Origin of the sequence: Sphingomonas sp. (genome assembly GCF_965200135.1) — a bacterium.
In the GTDB taxonomy this organism is placed as follows: domain Bacteria; phylum Pseudomonadota; class Alphaproteobacteria; order Sphingomonadales; family Sphingomonadaceae; genus Sphingomonas.
The window spans coordinates 144,803-164,011 of record NZ_CBDATK010000002.1; the positions used below are offsets into that span (position 1 = coordinate 144,803).

At 65.6% G+C, this 19,209-nt stretch carries 16 protein-coding genes, 1 tRNA gene and 1 pseudogene; 4 read left to right on the forward strand and 14 right to left on the reverse strand.

The window, feature by feature from the left end; genetic code table 11:
• Window positions 1–33: 33 nt before the first annotated feature.
• Window positions 34–1,161, forward strand: a complete 1,128-nt coding sequence (locus ACOFKS_RS01220) for an amidohydrolase family protein (RefSeq protein WP_419807419.1) — start codon at window positions 34–36, stop codon at window positions 1,159–1,161.
• Between the two features lie 37 nt (window positions 1,162–1,198).
• Here ACOFKS_RS01220 and agaR read toward each other — a convergent pair whose 3' ends face one another.
• Window positions 1,199–1,930, reverse strand: a complete 732-nt coding sequence (agaR, locus tag ACOFKS_RS01225; RefSeq protein WP_419807420.1) for a transcriptional repressor AgaR — start codon at window positions 1,928–1,930, stop codon at window positions 1,199–1,201.
• Here agaR and ACOFKS_RS01230 point away from each other — a divergent pair.
• Window positions 1,844–5,089 carry a TonB-dependent receptor gene (locus tag ACOFKS_RS01230; protein WP_419807421.1) on the forward strand — a complete coding sequence of 1,082 codons (3,246 nt, stop codon included), beginning with the start codon at window positions 1,844–1,846 and terminating at the stop codon, window positions 5,087–5,089. The genes agaR and ACOFKS_RS01230 overlap by 87 nt on opposite strands.
• A 32-nt stretch (window positions 5,090–5,121) precedes the next feature.
• Here ACOFKS_RS01230 and ACOFKS_RS01235 read toward each other — a convergent pair whose 3' ends face one another.
• From ACOFKS_RS01235 to ACOFKS_RS01260, 6 genes and pseudogenes are all read right to left on the reverse strand, one after another.
• Window positions 5,122–6,249, reverse strand: coding sequence for an amidohydrolase family protein (locus ACOFKS_RS01235; protein ID WP_419807422.1), 1,128 nt, complete (start codon window positions 6,247–6,249; stop codon window positions 5,122–5,124).
• Window positions 6,250–6,272: 23 nt separating this feature from the next.
• On the reverse strand, window positions 6,273–7,832 hold the full coding sequence (locus ACOFKS_RS01240) for a hypothetical protein (protein ID WP_419807423.1): 1,560 nt from the start codon (window positions 7,830–7,832) through the stop codon (window positions 6,273–6,275).
• 19 nt (window positions 7,833–7,851) lie between these two features.
• Window positions 7,852–9,321: a flavin monoamine oxidase family protein gene (locus ACOFKS_RS01245; RefSeq protein ID WP_419807424.1), complete on the reverse strand. Its 1,470-nt coding sequence runs from the start codon at window positions 9,319–9,321 to the stop codon at window positions 7,852–7,854.
• Between the two features lie 18 nt (window positions 9,322–9,339).
• Complete coding sequence (locus ACOFKS_RS01250; protein ID WP_419807425.1) at window positions 9,340–10,080, reverse strand: c-type cytochrome; 741 nt, start codon at window positions 10,078–10,080, stop codon at window positions 9,340–9,342.
• Window positions 10,081–10,275: a hypothetical protein gene (locus ACOFKS_RS01255; protein ID WP_419807426.1), complete on the reverse strand. Its 195-nt coding sequence runs from the start codon at window positions 10,273–10,275 to the stop codon at window positions 10,081–10,083.
• Window positions 10,276–10,716: 441 nt separating this feature from the next.
• A pseudogene (locus ACOFKS_RS01260) lies at window positions 10,717–10,833 on the reverse strand (IS6 family transposase); the annotation flags it as partial.
• Window positions 10,834–10,891: 58 nt separating this feature from the next.
• Between ACOFKS_RS01260 and ACOFKS_RS01265 the strand changes: the two are divergent.
• Window positions 10,892–12,012 (forward strand): IS3 family transposase gene (locus tag ACOFKS_RS01265; RefSeq protein ID WP_419807427.1). Its coding sequence is split into 2 segments (ribosomal slippage): window positions 10,892–11,141 and window positions 11,141–12,012, totalling 1,122 coding nucleotides; the frame shifts between segments, so codons are not numbered across the junction.
• Between the two features lie 314 nt (window positions 12,013–12,326).
• Here the strand turns inward: ACOFKS_RS01265 and ACOFKS_RS01270 are convergent.
• Window positions 12,327–12,417: transfer RNA gene (locus ACOFKS_RS01270), tRNA-Ser, on the reverse strand.
• Between the two features lie 86 nt (window positions 12,418–12,503).
• Between ACOFKS_RS01270 and ACOFKS_RS01275 the strand changes: the two genes are divergently transcribed.
• Window positions 12,504–13,358: a peptidylprolyl isomerase gene (locus ACOFKS_RS01275; protein WP_419807428.1), complete on the forward strand. Its 855-nt coding sequence runs from the start codon at window positions 12,504–12,506 to the stop codon at window positions 13,356–13,358.
• 110 nt (window positions 13,359–13,468) lie between these two features.
• On the opposite strand, the gene ACOFKS_RS01280 is transcribed toward ACOFKS_RS01275, so the two are convergent.
• From ACOFKS_RS01280 to ACOFKS_RS01305, 6 genes are all read right to left on the reverse strand, one after another.
• Window positions 13,469–14,062 (reverse strand): ABC-type transport auxiliary lipoprotein family protein, encoded by a 594-nt coding sequence (locus ACOFKS_RS01280; RefSeq protein WP_419807429.1) that lies wholly within the window; start codon window positions 14,060–14,062, stop codon window positions 13,469–13,471.
• 7 nt (window positions 14,063–14,069) lie between these two features.
• Window positions 14,070–15,032, reverse strand: a complete 963-nt coding sequence (locus ACOFKS_RS01285) for an MlaD family protein (protein WP_419807430.1) — start codon at window positions 15,030–15,032, stop codon at window positions 14,070–14,072.
• Window positions 15,032–15,949: an ABC transporter ATP-binding protein gene (locus ACOFKS_RS01290; RefSeq protein ID WP_419807431.1), complete on the reverse strand. Its 918-nt coding sequence runs from the start codon at window positions 15,947–15,949 to the stop codon at window positions 15,032–15,034. Before ACOFKS_RS01290 ends, ACOFKS_RS01285 begins: the two co-directional genes overlap by 1 nt.
• Entirely contained in the window at window positions 15,949–17,046 is a 1,098-nt protein-coding gene (locus tag ACOFKS_RS01295) for an ABC transporter permease (RefSeq protein ID WP_419807432.1), read from the reverse strand. The genes ACOFKS_RS01290 and ACOFKS_RS01295 overlap by 1 nt, the downstream gene beginning before the upstream one ends.
• Window positions 17,047–17,118: 72 nt before the next feature.
• Complete coding sequence (locus ACOFKS_RS01300; RefSeq protein ID WP_419807433.1) at window positions 17,119–17,439, reverse strand: hypothetical protein; 321 nt, start codon at window positions 17,437–17,439, stop codon at window positions 17,119–17,121.
• 430 nt (window positions 17,440–17,869) lie between these two features.
• Window positions 17,870–19,129: a DUF445 domain-containing protein gene (locus ACOFKS_RS01305; RefSeq protein ID WP_419807434.1), complete on the reverse strand. Its 1,260-nt coding sequence runs from the start codon at window positions 19,127–19,129 to the stop codon at window positions 17,870–17,872.
• Window positions 19,130–19,209: the final 80 nt, after the last annotated feature.

A 19,209-nucleotide genomic window follows, 5' to 3' on the forward strand; every position in this document is an offset into this window, starting at 1 on the left:
ATAGCGCGTTTTGTTTCGTTATAGGAGTTGTAGATGTCCGGTCGGTCGCTGTGCCTCGCCCTTCTCGCGGCCTGTGCCGCCACCATCGGGGCCGCGTCCGCGCCGTCGCCGGCGACGTATTCGGAACAGGATTTCGGCAAGGTGCCGAAGTTCGACGCGCATTTCCACGCCAATCGCTACGATCGCGGCGCGCTCGCCACCGCGCGGCGCGACCGGTTCGAGCTGCTGTCGATCAACGTCGACTACCCCGATTTCCCGCCGCTGCCCGAACAGGCGACGATCGCCGAACGCATGCGTGCCGACGATCGGACGCACTTCCAGTTCACCACCGCCTTTTCGATGGACGGCTTCGGCACGTCCGGCTGGTCCGAGCGCACGATCCGGACGATCGACGCGGCCGTCGCCAGAGGGGCCGTGGCAGTTAAGGTCTGGAAGAACATCGGCATGGTCGCGCGCGACCCGGCGGGTCGGCGCGTCTTCCTCGACGATCCCCGTTTCGATCTGGTGATGAGGCATCTGGAGGAGCGGCACATTCCGCTGATCGCGCATCAGGGCGAGCCGAAAAACTGCTGGCTGCCGCTCGATCAGATGACGACCGACAACGATCGCGAGTATTTCATGGAACACCCCGAATATTACATGTATCTGCACCCGAACGAGCCGAGCTACGAGCAACTGATGGCCGCGCGCGACCGCTTCGTCGCCCGCCACCCCAGGCTCGCCTTCGACGGCGCGCACATGGCCAGCCTGGAATGGAGCGTCGACGAACTCGCCCGCTTCCTCGATCGCTACCCCAACGCCGTGGTCGATCTCGCCGCCCGGATGTCCAACCTACAGGTGCAGTCGAACGCCGACCTCGCCAAGGTGCGCGCCTTCTTTATCAAGTATCAGGACCGTATCCTGTACGGCACCGATTTAACGGACAGCCCGCCGGACCCGCATGCCCGCGCCCAGAACCCGCCGGCAACCGACGACTTTCCGGGCCAGGAGGACCGTGTCTGGCGCGCGGACTGGCGTTATCTCGCGACGCCGCTTGGTCAGCGGGTCGACGCGATCGGGGCCGAGGCGAAGGGGTTGGCGCTGCCGCGGCCGGTGATCGACAAGATCTACTGGACCAACGCTCACCGCTTCTTTCGCCTGACGCCGCCGGCCGGTCTGTAGGGACGGGCGGCACCGGCGGACGGTCCCGCCTGCGCCGTCACGCGCAGTTGATGCGGAAGTCCAGTCGCTCGCCCGCCACCCGGACCGCCTCGGGCGGTTCGCCGTCGGTGACCAATTCGTCGATGTCGCCGACGCTGATGATGCGATGGAGGCAGACCCGGCCGAACTTCGACTGGTCCGTCACCGCGATCACCTGCGCGGCCGCCTGCACCATGCGCCGGTTGAGCATCGCCTCGGGTTCGTAATGCGTCGTCACGCCGCGCTCGACGTCGAAGCCGTCCACCCCGAGGAACAGCTTGTCGACGTGCAGGTCGTCGAACGCGCCGACCGTCTGCGCGCCGTACAGCGCCCGATTGCGCCGCCGAAGCGTGCCGCCGAGCAAGACCAGCGTGATCCGCTCCTTGGCGGCGAGCACCGAGGCGACCTCCAGATCGTTGGTCAGCACGGTGATCGTTTCGTCGTCGGGCAGATGGTAGGCGATCTGTAGCGTCGTGGTGCCGGAATCGAGCACGATGGAGTCGCCGGGCGATACCATCGCCGCGGCCATCCGGCCGATGCGCGCCTTCTCCGCCGAATGGCTGGCGTTCTTGGCTTCCAGGGCCGGCTCCATCGCGAAGCTGACCGCGTCGGACGAGATCGCGCCGCCATAGGAGCGCTCGGCGATGCCGCGCTTGGCGAGGAAATGAAGGTCCTTGCGGATCGTCTGCATCGACACGCCAAACCGTTGCGCCAAGGGCGAGACCTGGACGCTGCCACGCTCGCGCACCATGGCGCTGATCTGCTGCCGACGCTCGCTGGTGTCTCGGATGGCCGGCACGGAACTGCTCCCTTTTCACCGCGATATCAGCGCGCCGGCCGATCGACAACACGACCAGTAACTTTCGTTTCTTTCCGTTTGACATCAGTCAGAAGTTATATTTATCCAAGCGCAATAAATCGAGCGAACAGGCTCTTGACGGTAGATGACTCTGGGAGGAGCGACATGATGATGGGTCTCGGAAAGTGGCGCCGTGGCATCCGTGCAGGCGTGAGCCTGACCGCGATCATGATCGCATCGCAGGCCGTGGCCCAGACCGCATCCCAAACCGCGCCGTCGCCGACCGCGCCCTCCCTGGCGGCACCCGCCCAGGCCGAGCCGTCGTCCGCCTCGCCGTCTCAGACGCAGCAGGCCAATCCGGGGTCGACCATCCAGTCCGGCCCCGGCCAGGCGGGCGACCCGGCCGACGTCGCCGGCGACGCGGCCGGTCAGCAGGAGATCGTCGTGCGCGGCGTGCGCGGCAGCCTGCTGCGGTCGATCAACACCAAGCGAGACGCCGCGACGATCGTCGACGCGATCTCGGCGGAGGAGTTGGGCAAGTTCCCCAACCGCAACGTCGCCGAGGCGCTGGCGAACATACCGGGTGTGACGGTCGGGCGTGACGGTCGCGGTGAGGGCCGCAACGTCACCATCCGCGGACTCGGCGAAGATTTCGCTTTGACGACGCTCAACGGTCGTATCTTGCCCACCGACAGCGCCGGTCGTGCTTTCGCCTTCGACGTGCTGGCGTCTGAGGTGATCTCGGGTGCCGAGGTCCTGAAGGCGGTGCAGTCGTCGCAGCTGGAGGGGAGCATCGGCGGCAACATCAACCTGCGCACCGCGCGGCCGTTCGACCATCGCGGCTTTCATGCCGCGGGGTCGGTCGAGGGCCAGTACAACCAGTTCGCCGAGCGGGGCGGCTTCAAGGCGTCGGGCGTCGCGAGCACAACATTCGCCAACGACACGATGGGTATCCTGATCTCGGGTACCTACAACAAGTACAAGTTCCGCACCGACAATCTGGGCGAATATTCCGCCACCGACACGTTCGACCTGGCGACCGCACCGAACGGGCAGCGCTCAGTGGTCGACGCGCCTAACGGCGGTGGCGTGATCGTGCCGTACTTCTACAGCGTCGGCTATGTGGTCGGCGAGCGCCAGCGCTACGGTGGATCGGCGGCGTATCAGTGGAAGCCGTCCAGCCGATTCGAGTTCCGGTTCGACGGTTTGTACAGCAACTATACCGACCTTGAGCAGAATCATCGCGTCTCCGTGGGCCTGACCCCGCTCGATGACAACGGCAACGTCCGCTGGGATTTGAATAGCGTTAGGGTGGACAGCAACAAGGTCGTCACCAATTACACCGTCAACAACGCGACCATCGACATCCTGGGCACGGACGAGCCGCGGCGGTCGGTCACCTATCAGGTCGGCGGGCACATCGACTGGAACCCGGTCGATCAGTTCAAGGTGGCGGCCGACGTCTATTATGGCCGAGCGACCGACAACACCGGCGGCCAGAACCGCTTCGTCGTCGCCGGCATTCCCGGCTCCCGGGCGGTCGTCAGCACGCGCGACGGCGGAATACCCGACCTGGTGCTCACCATCCCGAATGCGGATGGCACGATCGGCAGCCGCACGCTGGTTCAGGCGGGCAACAGCGACTTCCGCGCCCATTACATCGGCATCCAGGGCAGCAACATTTCCGATCGGACGCAGGGCGCGAAGTTGGACCTCGAATATGTGGTCAACAACGGCACGCTTCGGTCGCTCGCCTTTGGCGGCGCCTACACCGATCGGCGCAAGCAGGTCGTCGCGATCGACAACCAGTACACGACGGCGCAGAACTTCGGCGGCTATCCGTTCGCCTTTTCCGAGATCGGCGCGAACGTCGTTCAGCCGTCCGAGGTGAACGGGATCCTGCCGAAGCTATCGGGCAACTTCCCGCGAGACATTCCTGTCTTTGATATCGACACCTACCTCTCCTCCTTGAGCAGGGCGGAGAACAACCCCAACGTCATCAACCCGAACACGGGCCTGCCCTATCCCAGCGGCTACGCCACGCAGCAGGTCGTACCCGACCTGCTGGCGTCCTACCTCATCAAGGAGCGGACGTGGAACGGCTACTTCCAATTCAATCTGGAAGGCAGCCGCTGGCGCGGCGACATCGGCGCCCGCTTCGTCAGCACCAGCGTGAACTCGCTCGGCTACGGCACCTCGGTGCGCAGCTATGTCGTCGTCGGCGTCGGCACGGCGAACGTCGTCCTCAACCCGATCGCGCCGATCATCGGCGGTGGCGACTATACGCGCCTGCTGCCGTCGGCAAACTTCGCCTATGATCTAGCGGACGGGTTGCGGCTGCGTCTCGCCGCGTCGCAGGCGATCTCGCGCCCGACCTTTGGCCAGCTCTCCTCCGCGGTCGACTATTCGGCGGCGCAGTCGAACACGCCTGTCGTTACCGACGCGGGCAACCCAAACCTGAAGCCGGTGTCGGCGGATCAGGCCGATATCTCGCTCGAGTATATCCCCAATAGCCGGTTGGCGATCACCGCCGCTGCCTTCTACAAGCACCTCACCAATTTTGTGACCACGCAAGCGGTACCTTTTGTGCTCGTGCCGACCAATCAGGTAGCGGGCGCGCCGGCCAGTTTCCAGTTCACCGAGGTACAGTACGTCAACGGAGACAGCGCCAAGGTCTATGGCGTCGAGGTGGGCGGTCAATATTTCTTGGACAACGGCTTGGGCGTCCAGGCGAACGCGACCTACAATCATTCGACGCAAACGCTCGGCGGCAGTTCCGCCGGCAGTCTCGCCGGAGCGGTGCCATTCTCGGCGAACACCAAAGTATTCTATGAGAAGCATGGCATCAATGCGTCAGTGTCGTACCAGTTTCAGTCGAGGTTCGAAGTCGGCCCGGCGCTGTACATCAACACGCTGCGTGACAAGCAGGACCCCTATCACGAGCTCGCGGCGAGCATCGCCTACGACATCCTGCCGCAGCTGACCGTGTATGTTCAGGGTTCCAACTTGCTCGACTCCGCCGTCCGGCGCTTCGCGACCTATCGCAACGTACCGTCTTTTTACGAATATACGGGCCGCGCCTTCTTCTTCGGCCTGCGCGCCCGCATGTAGCCTAGTCCGGCCCGTCAGGTGACGGGCCGGTTTCAGCCCTTGCTGGCGCGGGCCGCAGCCGGTGCGAGGCGGAAGATGCGGCGCGCGTTGGCATAGTAGATCTTGTCGATCACCGACCGCGGCAGTGCCAGTCCGCGGGCGTCGGCCCCGATCGCGTCGACGCGCTGGCTGAGTGGGGTCGCCAGGTAGCGCCAATCGGATCGCCAGAACGCATCCGCCTCCCGCGCGAAGGCACCGGCCGCTGGCACATCCTGAGCGTCCGGCGGCGTCGGGCTGATTTTCAGGTCGGTGCCGTAGAGCAGACGATCCTGGTACTTCACCATGAAGGCACGCACCTTCTCGTAGTCGGCGTTGGACTGCACCTGCAGATTAGACAGGCGCGCGGCGAGATCGACATTGGCGTTCGGATAGCGATCGAGGAACTGCGCGAGGCGATCGACGCTCCATTCCAGGCTCGCCATGTGCGCCCCGACGAAAGTGAGCCGCGGGTGCCGGGCGACGAACCGGTCGCGCGCCGCCATCAGCGTCTCGTAACCGGGCTCGTTCGGGTGGAGGAACATGTAAAATCGGGGGTGCTCGCGGAAGTAGCTGCGGTCGTTCTCGGTCGTCATCTGGTCGAGCGGCAGCCAGCAGTTCCGGGGTTCGCCCTGATGCGCGATCAGGACCAGGTGCCTGTCCTCGATATGGCGCATGACGCCGTCGAAGCGCGGGTCGTCGAGGAACACGCGGCGACCGGCCTGGTCCGTTGCGACCATGCCGATATTCTTCCAGACCTTCACCGCCACCGCGCCGTGCGCCACCGCCTCGTCGATCGCGCGGTTGGTGCGTTCGGTCCAGCCGGGCGTGCCGAACCCCTTCATCGAGAACGCGGTCGCGAATTGGAAGCGGGCGGGGTCCCTTGCCAGCAGCTTGTAGGCGGCGGCTACCTCCAGCGAGAGCGGCGGTCCATCCGGATAGTCGACCGCGATCGACAGCAGCTCAAAGCCGTCACGACGCGCGGCATCGGGGAACCGATCATCGGCGACGAAATCGTGGACGTGCGCGTCGAGCTTGCGGACCCGTGCGAAATCCGCCTCGTCATAGGTCTGCGCCACGGGCGACGGCGCGGCCGCGGCCATCGCCGCGACCGAAGCGGACAGGACAAGCGCGCGCAGGAACATGGCGGACTTCCGGTGGGGTGAAGCTAGGCGGGCAAGTTCTGCTTCAGGGTCAGCGAACAATCGGGGTTGAGCGGCTGCTGGCACGCCCAGCGAACCGGGTGACGCACGCCCTTGATCTCGATCTCCGCGCGCAATCTGAGCCCGCTCCAGTCGCGCTTGCCAGGCCAGGCCAGCATCGCCTGGCGGATGCCCGTCGGCTTCGGGTAGCCAGGATCGACGCAGCCGCTCGCCAGGACGGTACCGGCCGGGTCGGTGACCGACAGCCGCAGTACCCCCGGCACGCCGGCGACACCGTCGTTGGCGAGCCCGACCACGATGCCGCTGGCGCCGTCGCGGGCGAACGACCAGATGAAGGCCGGATACACCCGATAGCCGATCCGACGGGCAATGCGGTCGATCGGCTCGGGAAACTTCTCATAGTAGCTCAGCACGTTGGCCGCCGCCTCGTCGTGCCAGTTCCACACCGACCAATAGTTCGCACCGACGGCGAGCACATGCGCGACGATCTGCTCGTTCAGCGTGACGCCGTCCACCGTCTGCAACCGGCTCGGATCCCCCCGCGTCATCCCGACCTCGCTCACCGCCGCCGTCCATGCCGGACGGTTGCTCAGCGCCTCGATTTGCGTGTTCTCGATGAAGATGGTGTCACTGCGAATCCAGTTGCCGCTCCGCACCGTGCGATCCAGCATCTCGGCATTGCCGACCCGATTGAAGTCCGGCTGCGTGTTGGTCACGAGCGGTGTCTTGGTCCACAGCCGCAGCTGGGTTTCCAGCATCCGCATCATCGTGGCACGGGCGGCGACGTCGGAAGGAAAGACGTTGCCCTCGAAGGGCCAGTGGTGCCCCTCACCCCAGAAGCCGTACATCATCGTGTCCATGTACTCGATGTCTGGACTGCCGTTCAGCTGCTCCGCCAGCAGCGTGTTCAGCTCCTCGAACGCTGCCTGATAGGCTGGCGCATCGTAGCGCGGCATCGCATGCTTCTTGCGATGCCGGACCTCGCCGCGGTTACCCGGCCAGCTGCCCCTGAGCGGAACGTACGGCACCTTTCCCATCAGGAACGCCGGCATTCCCGGTGCCGCATCGTCCGGGTTCTCCAGCATGATGCGAAAGCCCACCCGCTTGCCGTGCCGACGTGCGAGGTCCACCGCGATGTGCCACCAGTCGGGCAGGTCGAGCCTGCCGGGCCGCGTCTGAACCTCCCGCCAGTTCGGGCGCAGGTAGATCGTCTGCGTGAACGGCAGCGCGACGATGTCGCTGATTGAGCGCTCGAGCGACTGGCCGGGGAGCCGCGGGGGACCGGTGTCGCCGGATACATAGGCGGTCAGGCCCATGCCGATGTTGGGAACGATGTCGCGCGATGGCGACGTCGCCATGACGACGCTACCGCCGGGCGCGTTGGCGTCAGCCCCATAGTTGGTGAACGGACCCTGGTAGAGCCTGTCCGGCACCGGCAGAACGTTGCCCCAGTCATGGCCCTCCCAGCGATGTTCGAGTATCTGTGCCGACGCAGTCCCACCTGTGCCGGCGGCAACAGCGACGCCTGCGCCCGCGCTCGCCCGTAGCATCTCGCGACGGTTCATCGGTGCGTCTCCGTGTGGCTCATGCCGCGGCGATCTCCTGTGCGATGCGGGCGGCCGAGCGCACGCACGACTCCATGCCGCGGCTCAGCGGGTCGGCATAGGTGCCCGCGAAATAGAGCCGGCCGTCCGGCTTCATGATCTCCGGCCAAAACCGCCGCAGCTCGCCGACCGGTAGAGGTTCCATCTCGCAGGTGGGCGCCAGCATGTCCTTCGTCCAGTCAAAGGTGAGCGCCTGTACAATGGTGTCCTTCTTGCCCGGATAAACCTCCCGAAACGCAGCAAGCACGCGCTGCGGCGACAGGCCGCCGGGTCCAAACGCCTTCAGCACCACGCGAGTGGAGCGCGCCGTCTCCGGCATCGCCCAAATCGACGAAATATCGGGATGCTCGAACTCCATCGACAGATTGGTGAAGCCGTCGTCGAGCCAGAACTTCGTCTCCGCCTCGAACACGAAGAACGGGTGCGAGCTGAAGCTCAGATTGTCGACGACATACTGCTTCGCCGTCGACAGCGGCGGCGTCACCGCGATGCGCCGGAAGACTGGGAGCGAAATGCAGTTCACCAGATAGTCGGCGCGCATCGTCTGCGGCGTGTCGCGTCCGTAGGCGGTGTAGCTGACCGTCACGCCGTCGGTATCGTGGTCGATTGCGGTGATCGGGTGATTGAGCTTCACCCGCGCGCCCAGCCGCACGGCGAATGCCTTGGGCATCTCCTCGTTACCGCCCGCTAGGTGGAACGTCTCGCCTTCGGACAGCGGGATTCCCCGCGCTTTCATAACGGCGAACCGCCACACGCCATAAAGCGCGTTGACGTGCTTTCCGCTCAGATATTGCCGCGCGAAGGAAGACGCGCCCTGCTTGGCATACAACGTGTCCAGGTCGATCGCATCCAGCTCGTCCAATCCGTTGCCGAAAGGCTGGCCAGCGTCTCGGAAGCGGCCGATGTGATCGGCGAGATACAAGGTCGGCAGCTCGTGCCAGGGGTTCTTCGCCAGGAAAGCTAGCTCGCGCTGGTTGAAGCCGAGCGTTGCCAGCACGGTCGGGTCGGCCAGCATCGCCTCAGTGTGGAACTTACCCCCGATCATCCGCATCCGACCGTTATCGGCCGGCAGCGGCGATCCTTCTGCACCGGGATAGGCGACCAGCGGCAGGCCGAACGCGTCCACGTACCTCATGAACTGCTCGTACCCCGGTTTGGTAACGTGGTCGGCGCCGAAGTCGGCATACAGCCCGTCCGACAAGCCGTCATGCCCGGTGTAGACATGGCCGCCGTAACGGCCGGATGCCTCCAGCACGACGACATCCAGGCCGCGCTGCATCAGTTCATAGGCGCAACATAGGCCGGTAATTCCTGCCCCGGCTACGATGACCGACTTCGTGCCCACGCGCGGCCCTGGCTGTGCTGTCGCACCCGCTGCTGCGACCAGCGAGGCGCCTACTCCCGCCATCGTCTTTAGGAATGTGCGTCGCTGCATCTCGTCTCCGTTCAAGGTAGCGTGCAAGCCGTGTCAGTGATGCGCCAATCCCATGACCACTACTCGATCGGCCCCGGTTCCGGTGCGGTGGGTGTCGCCGGGTCTAAGCGGCCCCGTATAGAAGGCGGTCGCAACGATCCCCGCCCGCGGACCCGGTCTTTCCGCCGGGATCATCCTGAAGCTGCCGGTGTTGCCGAGATAGTAATGGACACCGGCATCGTTGCCGTGCCCGATGATCCAGTCCGCCGCCACTCTGGCTTGTGCGGCGGTCACGTCCGGGTGCGGCGGCATCGCGGATGACCCCCAGACGCCGCTACTTCCGCGCGTGATGTGCAGCGCCAGCGTCGCGGCGGCTGCCGGCGTTCCGGAGTAACGCGCGCCGATTGCAGCATAGGATGGGCCGGCCCCGCCAGCCTCAAAATCGTGGCACCCGGCGCAGTTAGACTGGCTGATGGTATTCAACGCCGTCGGTAGCATGCGCCCGACCTTCGATGCCATTGCGACGTCAGACACGTAGCGTGTTTCTAAGACCACATCGTTCGGCTGTATCTCCCCGAACCGCGTTGACTTACCATCATAGGCGGCGGTGATACTATAAGCGACCTGTCCCTGCCATAGTCGGCTGCTGCCGTTCGCCGGACTGGTCACGTCAATCTTCAGCAGTGTCGCCGCTCCCCCCATCGCAGCGTGACCGATGCTATCAGCCGAGACGCAAAACCAAGACAATATTGCGACGGCCAAGGCGCGGCTCGATGTAAGCTTCAGATCGGCCATCTAATCTCTACTTTCGCGAATATGAGGAATTTCATCCCCAAGGATCACACAAGCGAACGCAACGGTATTTTTGATCATAAACGAAAGGAAATGCTCGGCAAGTCGCAACTTAATGGCTTGCCGCCTTAGGTGACGTGCCTGCATCGAATTGGCGCCCACCGCCATCGTTAGGACAAGCGCGCCCAGATTAAGCATCTCTGACCTCCCATAAGTACCGCTGCTAAGCGTCAGCCACAGGGGGCCTTCGCACCCTCTCGTGAGAGACGTCGATGCTGCGCGCACACAGCAAGTCGTCGACGATTCTGAGCGAAACCGGGAAGCGGACGTACATCAGCACCGCCAGCCGGAACACCTCAGGCGATGAGTTAGAGCAGAGGAACGAGCTGGGGGGCTTGCGCGGGCGGGCCCTTCCGGCCCCCTACGCGTGTGCTCTGACCAGTCGGTGCACTTGGTCTGATAAGCTCGCTCACGCTGATGAGATAACCCCGTTTTACTAAGTAGTCACTGTCCAAGCATGGGCAGGATCGTTGACCGTGCGCCAGACGCGTATTGGGCCGGCCATCACGTTCAGGGGTGCTGTCAGTCTAACGCGAACCCGTCTCCACACGATGGTGTTCGGGCTTTGAGGGCAGGGGCCTAGCTTGCGATGATCTGCCACTCCGCCAGGGCGGCGGAGCGTAGTTCCTTGTAGGTCTGTCGGTCGACAAGGTGGCGTTCGAGATTGAAGTGATTGTGGATGTTGGCGTGGACAGTGACCTGCTCCCCGGAAATCATGCCATTGGTAAGTTAGCTCGTCAGATGGAGACGAGCGATGCGGCGAAGCCGATTTACCGAGGATCAGATCATTGGCGTGCTGCGCGAGCACGAGGCTGGCGTGAAGACGGCGGACCTGTGCCGCAAGCACGGGATCAGCGATGCGACGTTCTACAATTGGAAGTCGAAGTACGGCGGGCTGACGGTGTCCGACGCGGCGCGGTTGCGGGCGCTCGAGGATGAGAACCGACGCCTGAAGAAGCTGCTGGCGGAGTCGATGCTGGACGTGTCGGCGCTTAAGGATCTGCTGGGAAAAAACTGACCCGGTCTGCAGAGCGCTATGCTGCGGTGGAGAAGCTGATGGCCGATCACGGCTTCTCCGAGCGTCGCGCCTGCAGGCTGATCGGGGTCAATCGGTCGGCATGGCAATATGAGCCGCTTCGCGGGAAGGACGATGCTGTCCGCGAGCGGATGCGTGAGATCGCGAACGAGCGTCGTCGGTTCGGCTACCGGCGGCTGGCGATCCTGCTGCAGCGTGAGGGCAAGGGCATGAACCTGAAGAAGGTGTATCGGCTGTATCGCGAGGAGCGGCTGACGATACGCAAGCGTGGCGGGCGCAAGCGCGCGCTGGGCACGCGGGCGCCGATGGCAATCCCGCAGGAGCCCAACCAGCGCTGGTCGCTCGACTTCGTATCGGATGCATTGGCCTGCGGCCGGCGGTTCCGCTTGCTCAACGTCATCGACGATTACAGCCGGGAATGCCTGGCCTGCATCGTCGATACGTCGCTGTCCGGTCGGCGGGTCGTTCGTGAGCTGAGCGCTATCGCCGAACGTCGCGGGCTGCCGTGCATGGTGGTCAGCGACAATGGCACCGAGCTGACCAGTCACGCCGTTCTTGCCTGGTGCCAGGATACCGGGGTCGACTGGCATTACATCGCGCCGGGCAAGCCGCAGCAGAACGGCTTCGTCGAAAGCTTTAATGGTCGCTTGCGCGACGAGTGCCTGAACGAGCACCTGTTCCCATCGCTGGCCGCGGCAAGACGGATCATCGAGGCATGGCGGACGGACTACAACACCGTGCGTCCGCACAGCAGCCTTGGCGGGTTGGCACCCGCCGAGTTCACCAACTGCCCCCGCCAGGGGCATATGGACACTGAAGCTAAGTTATCAGCGGCCTGAAAACGGGGAGCAGGTCAAGAGGTGCAAAAAAAGCGACCGGCAATGGTCATCGATCCCAGACGATTAGGAACTTCAATCGCGAAATTCCCTGCAGATACCCTGCAAAGCACGGAATCTTATCGCGCCTAGTGAGCGCTTAAACGGCGAGTTTGCAAAAGGGTACTGGGGTGGGGCGCTGCGGAGAAACCGACCAGATTCGCCCCTCGGTCACGCGGGACCAGGCTCTCCGGCCTACTTGATTGCTGGCGAAAAGGCGCAGAACTGCGCCGGTCTAGCGGCGCAGTTATCGAGAGTGTCAGCAAGAGCAGACTAGGTGGCGGAGCGGGAGGGATTCGAACCCTCGATACGCTTTTGGCGTATACTCACTTTCCAGGCGAGCGCCTTCGACCACTCGGCCACCGCTCCGCAATCGCTGGATGGGTTGCGCTAGCGTGTGGCGGGCGGGGCCGCAAGCGATTGCCTTCGTCGGCGGCACGGGGCAGCATCGGCAGATGACCCGTATCGCCTTCCTGCCGTTCGCCCTGCTCGCGGGAGCGAGCATCGCCCAGACGCCCGCGGCGACCGATCCGGTCGAGGCGGACTGGCACGCCATTCCCGACGACCAGCTGCTGGTGATCGCGCTCGGAACGGGCAAGCGCGTCGTGATCCGGCTGGCACCCGCCTTCGCGCCCGCGCACGTCACCAATATCCGGGCGTTAGCGCGGGCGCGATGGTGGGACGGGACGAGCGTTTATCGCGTGCAGGAGAACTGGGTCGCGCAATGGGGCGATGCGACCGAGAAGAAGCCGCTGCCTGCCGGCATTACCGACCAGCCAGCGGCGGAATTCGAGATCGCCGCGTTCTCGCCGGCGGTGCGGATGGCGAAGACGGACAGCTATTCGACCGCGTCGGGCATCACCGCCGATGGCTGGCCGGTCGCGAGCAACGGCACGCAGGCGTGGCTGACGCACTGTTACGGCATGGTCGGGGTCGCGCGCGATGCGTCGCCGTCGACAGGGTCGGGGGCGGAGCTGTTCACGCCGATCGGTCAGTCGGCGCGGCGCCTCGACCGCAACTATACGGTGGTGGGTCGGATCGTCGAGGGAATACAGTATTTCGCCGCCCTGCCGCGCAGCGACGCGGCGATGGGGGTGTATGCGTCGCGCGCCGAAGACCTGCCGATCGTCTCGGTACGGCTCGCCGGCGACTTGCCGGCGGCCGAGCGTCCGCGCTTTCAGTATCGCGCGGCGGACAATCCGCGGTTCGAGGGCGCGGTACGCGCGCGCGAAAATCCGAAGGCACCGACGGTGGCGCTTGGTGGGGCGGCGGTGTGCGATGTACTGCCCGCGGTCAGGCGGGCGCCCTGATCAGTCAGCACAGCTGCGCCAGGTGTCCGTCCTCACCGCCGCGACACTGCCTCAGCAGACGTTGGACCTAACGTCACTCCCCGCCCGCAAACGCAGGGGAGGGTCGGCGGTCAGCTGCCGGCCCAAGCCGCCACCTGCGCCGCGACCTGGTTTGCGGCATCGTTGAGCGCCGGACCAGCCGCCGCCGCATCGATCGCCGCGACCGGGACGCGCGCCTCGAAGCGGCGCTTCTCGACCGCCGTGGCCCCGCCGCGCGTCAGCACGCCGTCGAAGGTCACGATCGCACTGCGCGTCGCCGCGTCGAAGCCGAACGCGCGCAGCTCGCCCGCGAGGTTGCTCGCGGGACTGTCGACCGACTGGACGCCGGAGAGCACCACGGTGCCGCCCGCGGTCAGCGTGTCCGATACGAGCCGCGCGAACAGCCTCGCGGGTGGCTCCGCCCAGGCGGCGTCCTTGACATAGGCGAGGCTGGTCGCCGTTGCCTGCACCGGAATCCGCGTCGTCGCGAGCGAAGCGGCGGTCACCGGCACCTGCACCACGATCGATCGCGCGCGTGCCGAGGTCTGTACTTGGCCCACCGGTAGCGATGCGACCGGTGTCAAGGTCAGCAGCAGCTTGGCGGGCTTCGGCCCGAAGCTGATGCAACCGCCGAGGCTGAGCCCGAGCGTCACGGCCAGCAGGGCAGGGGAGAGATAATGCTTCATATTGGCCTCACTTGCCCTCGTAATCCGGCAACCGCTGTGACCCGACCAGCGACGTCGCGCCGCCGCGATCGACCTTCTCCGCGATCGACGCCAGCGCCGCCGCGGTCTGGCGCAGGTCGTGGACGAGCTGGTTAGCCTCGGGGATGGTCTGACGCGAGAAGGTCCGCAAGCCCGGTCGCGCCTCGCCGATCGTCTGGTTGAGCGTGTCGGCGCTCTGCTTCGCCGCCGCGATCGCCTGATTGAGATTCTGGACGGTCGGGCGGACGTCGTTGGCGAGCAGGCCATTGGTAGTTGCCGCCAAATCGCCGATCTTCTGACTGGCCTCGCCCGCCTGCTGGATCGCGACACGGGTCTGCGCCAGCGTCGCCGCGATCTCCGGCCCGCGGTCGGCAAGCGCGCCCGACAGCCGGTTGGTATTGGCGAGGATGCCCTGAATCGAGGTCTGGTTCTTGTCGCCGAGCAGCTTGGTCAGCCGATCGGTGAGCGCGGAGACATTCTCCAGCAGCTGTGGAGCGCTGGCTAGCAGCGCGCCGATCCCGCCGGCCTTGGGCGGGATTTCGGGCAAGCCCATCCGACAGCCTGGTCCGGCCTGCTCGTTGACGCAGACGAGCGGCGGGGCGTTGCGCCGGGCACCGTCGAGGAGGACGGTGCAAGTGCCGGTGAAGGAGCACGATGCGGAGGCGGTGGTTCCCTGGAGGACCGGGGTTTCCGGGTCGACCGCGATACGGACGCGGACCAGATTGGGGTCCGGCTTGTACAGCGCGATCTGCTTGACCGTGCCCGTCAGCACGCCCGAATAGGAGACTTGGCTGCCCTTGGTCAGGCCGTCTACCGACTGCTGGAAGAAGATGTCGTACTCCTTCTCCGACTTGCCGCCCAATCGTGCGAGCCAGACGGTGAAGAGTGCCAGCACCGCCAGCAGGATCAACACCACGGCGCCGACCAGGACATGGTTGGAGCGGGTTTCCATCAGTGAGCCCTCATCTTGGACGAATCGATTCCGGCATCACGGTCCTGTTCGTCCCGGACCTCCGTCGGGTGCGCGGTGGCCTCGCCGGTCGCGTTATTCTGCGATCCCGGCTCATGCGCCGCGATGCCCTCTTGCGCCTCCCGCGTCGCCACCGCGGCGCGACCGCGCGGTCCCCGGAAATATTCCTGGATCCACGGATGGTCGGTCGCCAGCAGTTCGTCGATCGTGCCGACCGCGATCACCTTCTTGTCGGCGAGCACCGCCACCCGGTCGCAGATCGCATACAGCGTGTCGAGATCGTGGGTGATGAGGAAGACGGTCAGCCCCAGCGTGTTCTGCAGCCCGGCGATCAACTCGTCGAACGCAGCGGCCCCGATCGGGTCGAGCCCGGCGGTCGGCTCGTCCAGGAACAGCAGTTCGGGGTCGAGCGCCAGCGCGCGGGCGAGCCCAGCGCGCTTCTTCATGCCACCCGACAGTTCCGCCGGGTACTTCGGTCCCGCATCCGCCGGCAACCCGGTCATCACCACCTTGTAGGCGGCGATCTCGTTCATCAGCGCCTGCTTCAGCTCGGGGTAGAACTCGCGCAGCGGCACCTCGACGTTCTCGGCCACGGTCAGAGTCGAGAACAGTGCCCCGCCTTGGAACAGCACGCCCCAGCGCTTGCGGATGTCGATCGTCTCCGAATCGTCGCGGTCGAGCGTCTCCTCGCCGAACACGGTCACATCGCCGGCGAGCGGTGGCTGCAGCCCGACGATCGAGCGCATCAGGACCGACTTGCCCGTGCCCGAGCCGCCGACGACACCCAGAATCTCGCCGCGTCGCACGTCGAGGTCCAGCCCGTCGTGGACCAGCTGATCGCCAAAGCCGTTACGCAGGCCCCGCACCTTGATGACGATGTCGTCCTTGCGCCTCGCCATCAATCCCACCCCAGCCAGGTGAAGAACACGGCGAAGAAGGCATCGATCACGATGACCATGAAGATCGCCTGCACTACGGCGGCGGTGGTGCGGCTGCCGACCTGCTCGGCGTCCGATTCGACCAGCATGCCTTGGAAACAGCCGGCGATGGCGATGATTGCGCCGAACACCGGCGCCTTGATGAGGCCGACATAGAGGTCGGTGATCGGCACAACCTCGCGAATGCGCTGAATGAAGGTGGCCGGCGGAATTCCTTGGTCCACCCAGACCAGAACGCCGCCGCCGATCAGCGCGATCATGCACGCATAGAAGCCGAGCAGCGGCATCAGCAGGATCGCCGCCAGTGTGCGCGGCACCACCAGCGCCTCCATCGGCGACACGCCGATGGTCCGCATCGCGTCGATCTCCTCGGTCAGCTTCATCGTGCCGAGCTGCGCGGCGAAGGCGCTGCCGGAGCGACCGGCGACCATGATCGCGGTCATCAACACGCCCATCTCGCGCAGGGTGAGGCGGCCGACCAGGTTGATGGTGAACACCTCCGCGCCGAACTGCCGCAGCTGCACCGCGCCCTGCTGCGCGATGACCATGCCGATCAGGAAGCTCATCAGCCCGATGATGCCCAGCGCGGAGACTCCGACCACCTCGAATCGCTGGACGGTGGCGTTGAAGCGGAACTTGGACGGGTGGCGGATCACGTTGATAAAGGCGAGCGTCGTCGCGCCCAGGAACCCGAGCAGACCGTACATTGTCCGGCCTGCCTGAACCGTCGCGTCGCCGACCTCGCCGACCAGCCGGATCAGGCTGTTCGTCGGACCCTCCCGCATCGCGACCGGCTGTTCCGAACGGACGACATGGTCGAATAGCTGCTGACTGTCGGTGTCGAGCCCCTCGACGGCCGCGTCATGGCGCGCGGCGAAACGGTGGACCAGCCAGGCGCCGACCGTGTCGATGCGGTCGATCCCCGACAGGTCGACGCGCGACACCTGGCCGTCGACCTGGTCCAGCCGATCTGGCAGCGTCCCCAGCCGCGCCAGCGACAGGTCGCCGCGAAAGCGCAACGTGCCCTGGTCCTGCTCGAAATCGGCGATGGCGCTCATGCCCGGCCCTATTGGGCGATCCGGCGAGTCGGGGCAAGGGCGCGATGGAGCGCGGGCGCTAATCGACCCACCTTACAGCAACATCGGCGTGACCAGACTCGCCAACGCGAGCGAGCCGATCAGGACGGCACGGGCGACGGGCGCGCGGACGATCAGCGCCGGCACCGTCATGAGAGCGATCCCGAACGCGCCCGCCGTCGCGAACAGCTCCCGGAAGCCGCGCGCCATGCCCGCGCCCGCAGCGTCGTTCCCGACCTCGCGCTGAAGCTGGCCCGTCAAGGCCAGCCAGAGGATCACCGCATTCCAGACCACGAGCAGGACGACGCACAGGCTAAGCAGGTCGGGCCTGCGGCTGAGACCGGGCGGCAGCGATGGCGGGTCGGTTTCGGGCATGACGGGGGCGTATTCGCCCCCGTTCGCTTCCGCCAGCCTGCGTGCCGCGGGGGGGGGCGACGTCCGCTTTTGTTGGAAAGCGGACATTGCATTAGTTGATGGTCGGGGAGTCTTCGACAATCGCATAATGCGCCCACCAGTGCAGGGGCATGCGTTCAATCACCCCAGCGTCCGCGAGCGGCCCAACCTGATCTTTGCCGAACCAGTATGAGATATTCCCGTCTGTTCTCAATTCCTTGTATATTGGCGACAAGCCCGCTTCCTCAAACATCGCCTCGGCTTCCGTTTGATGACCCGGCTTGATCCTAACCCGCGCTCCAATTTTGCGCTCGGACGGCCGAGCATTTGCGGTTCTGCCCATTCGACCAGCTTACGAACGCAGGCGAATGTCCGCAATTGGGCGTCAGCGGGCCTCCTACCCGTCTTCCCGTCACCCCAGCGCCACGTCCACCCCGTGGATCACCAGTCCGACCAGCCCGCCCACCAGCGTGCCGTTGACCCTGATGAACTGGAGGTCCTTACCGACGGCGTTCTCCAGGCGGCGGGTGATCGTCTGCGTGTCCCAGCCCTGTACCGTCTCCGATACCAGTCGGACGATGCTGTCTCCGTAATCGGCGGCGACTCCGACTGCCGCACGGCGGACGAAGCGGTTGATGGTGGTGGCGAGCCGGCGGTCGGTCGCCAGCGTCTCGCCCATCTGGCGGAGCACCTCGCCCAGCCGGCCGCGCATCACACGTTCGGGATCGCGGGCGACGGCAAGCAGGCCCGCGCGCGCCTGTTCCCACAACCCGTCCAGCCAGCGCTGCATCGCCGGGTTGGCGATCAGCTCACCCTTCAGCCGCTCGACTCGGGCTCCCATGTCGGGGTCGAAGCGCAGGTCCCAGGCGAGGATGTCGAGGCCGTTCTCCGCGCGCACCCGCAACGGGTGCTCGGGGTTCGACGCCATCTCTTCCAGCAGGTTCTTCAGCCCGTCGATCAGCTTGTTCGACACGGTCTCGTCCAGACCGGTCCAGCGCAGCACCGAGCCCGCCTTGTCGTGGACGATCTGGCGGATCAGATGCTCGTTGTCGGCAAGCGCTGCACCGGCCCAGCGGATCGCGGCGTCCAGCAGCGGCTTGTGCCGGTTCTCCGCCATTGCCGCCTTGAGGAGCTGGCCGGCGACGGGCGCGACCTGCGTTTCCGCCAGGCGGTGCGCGACCGCGGCCTTGACCATCCCGCCGAGCCGCTGAGGGTCGAGCGCGTCGAGCACCTGCGCCGCCAGCTTCGACGCACCGGCGCGGAAGCGGCCGCCCGCCGCCTCCGCCGGATCGGTCAGCCACCGCGACGCCGCGCCCGCGACGTCGATCCTCCGCATCCGTCGTGCGATGACGTGCGTGACGAGGAAGTTCTCGCGAAGAAAGCTGGCGAGCTGATCGCCGATCCGATCCTTGTTGCGCGGCACGATCGCGGTGTGCGGGATCGGCAGGCCGAGCGGGTGGCGGAACAGCGCGGTGACCGCGAACCAGTCGGCCATCCCGCCGACCATTCCCGCTTCGGCAAAGGCCCGCACGAAACCCCAGATCGGGTGGAGGGGCACGAACTGGCGGCTGACCAGATAGAGCACGGCCATCGCGACCAGCAACAACCCTGCAATCAACCGCATGCGAGTCAGGCCGGGTGGCGCGAGATCGAAGCCGGCGGAGACCCTCATGGCTGAGGTAATGAGTGGCGGAGCGGTTGGTTCACCTTCGCTTCCCTAGCTTGAAGGGAACGGGCACGGAGAAGGTCGGC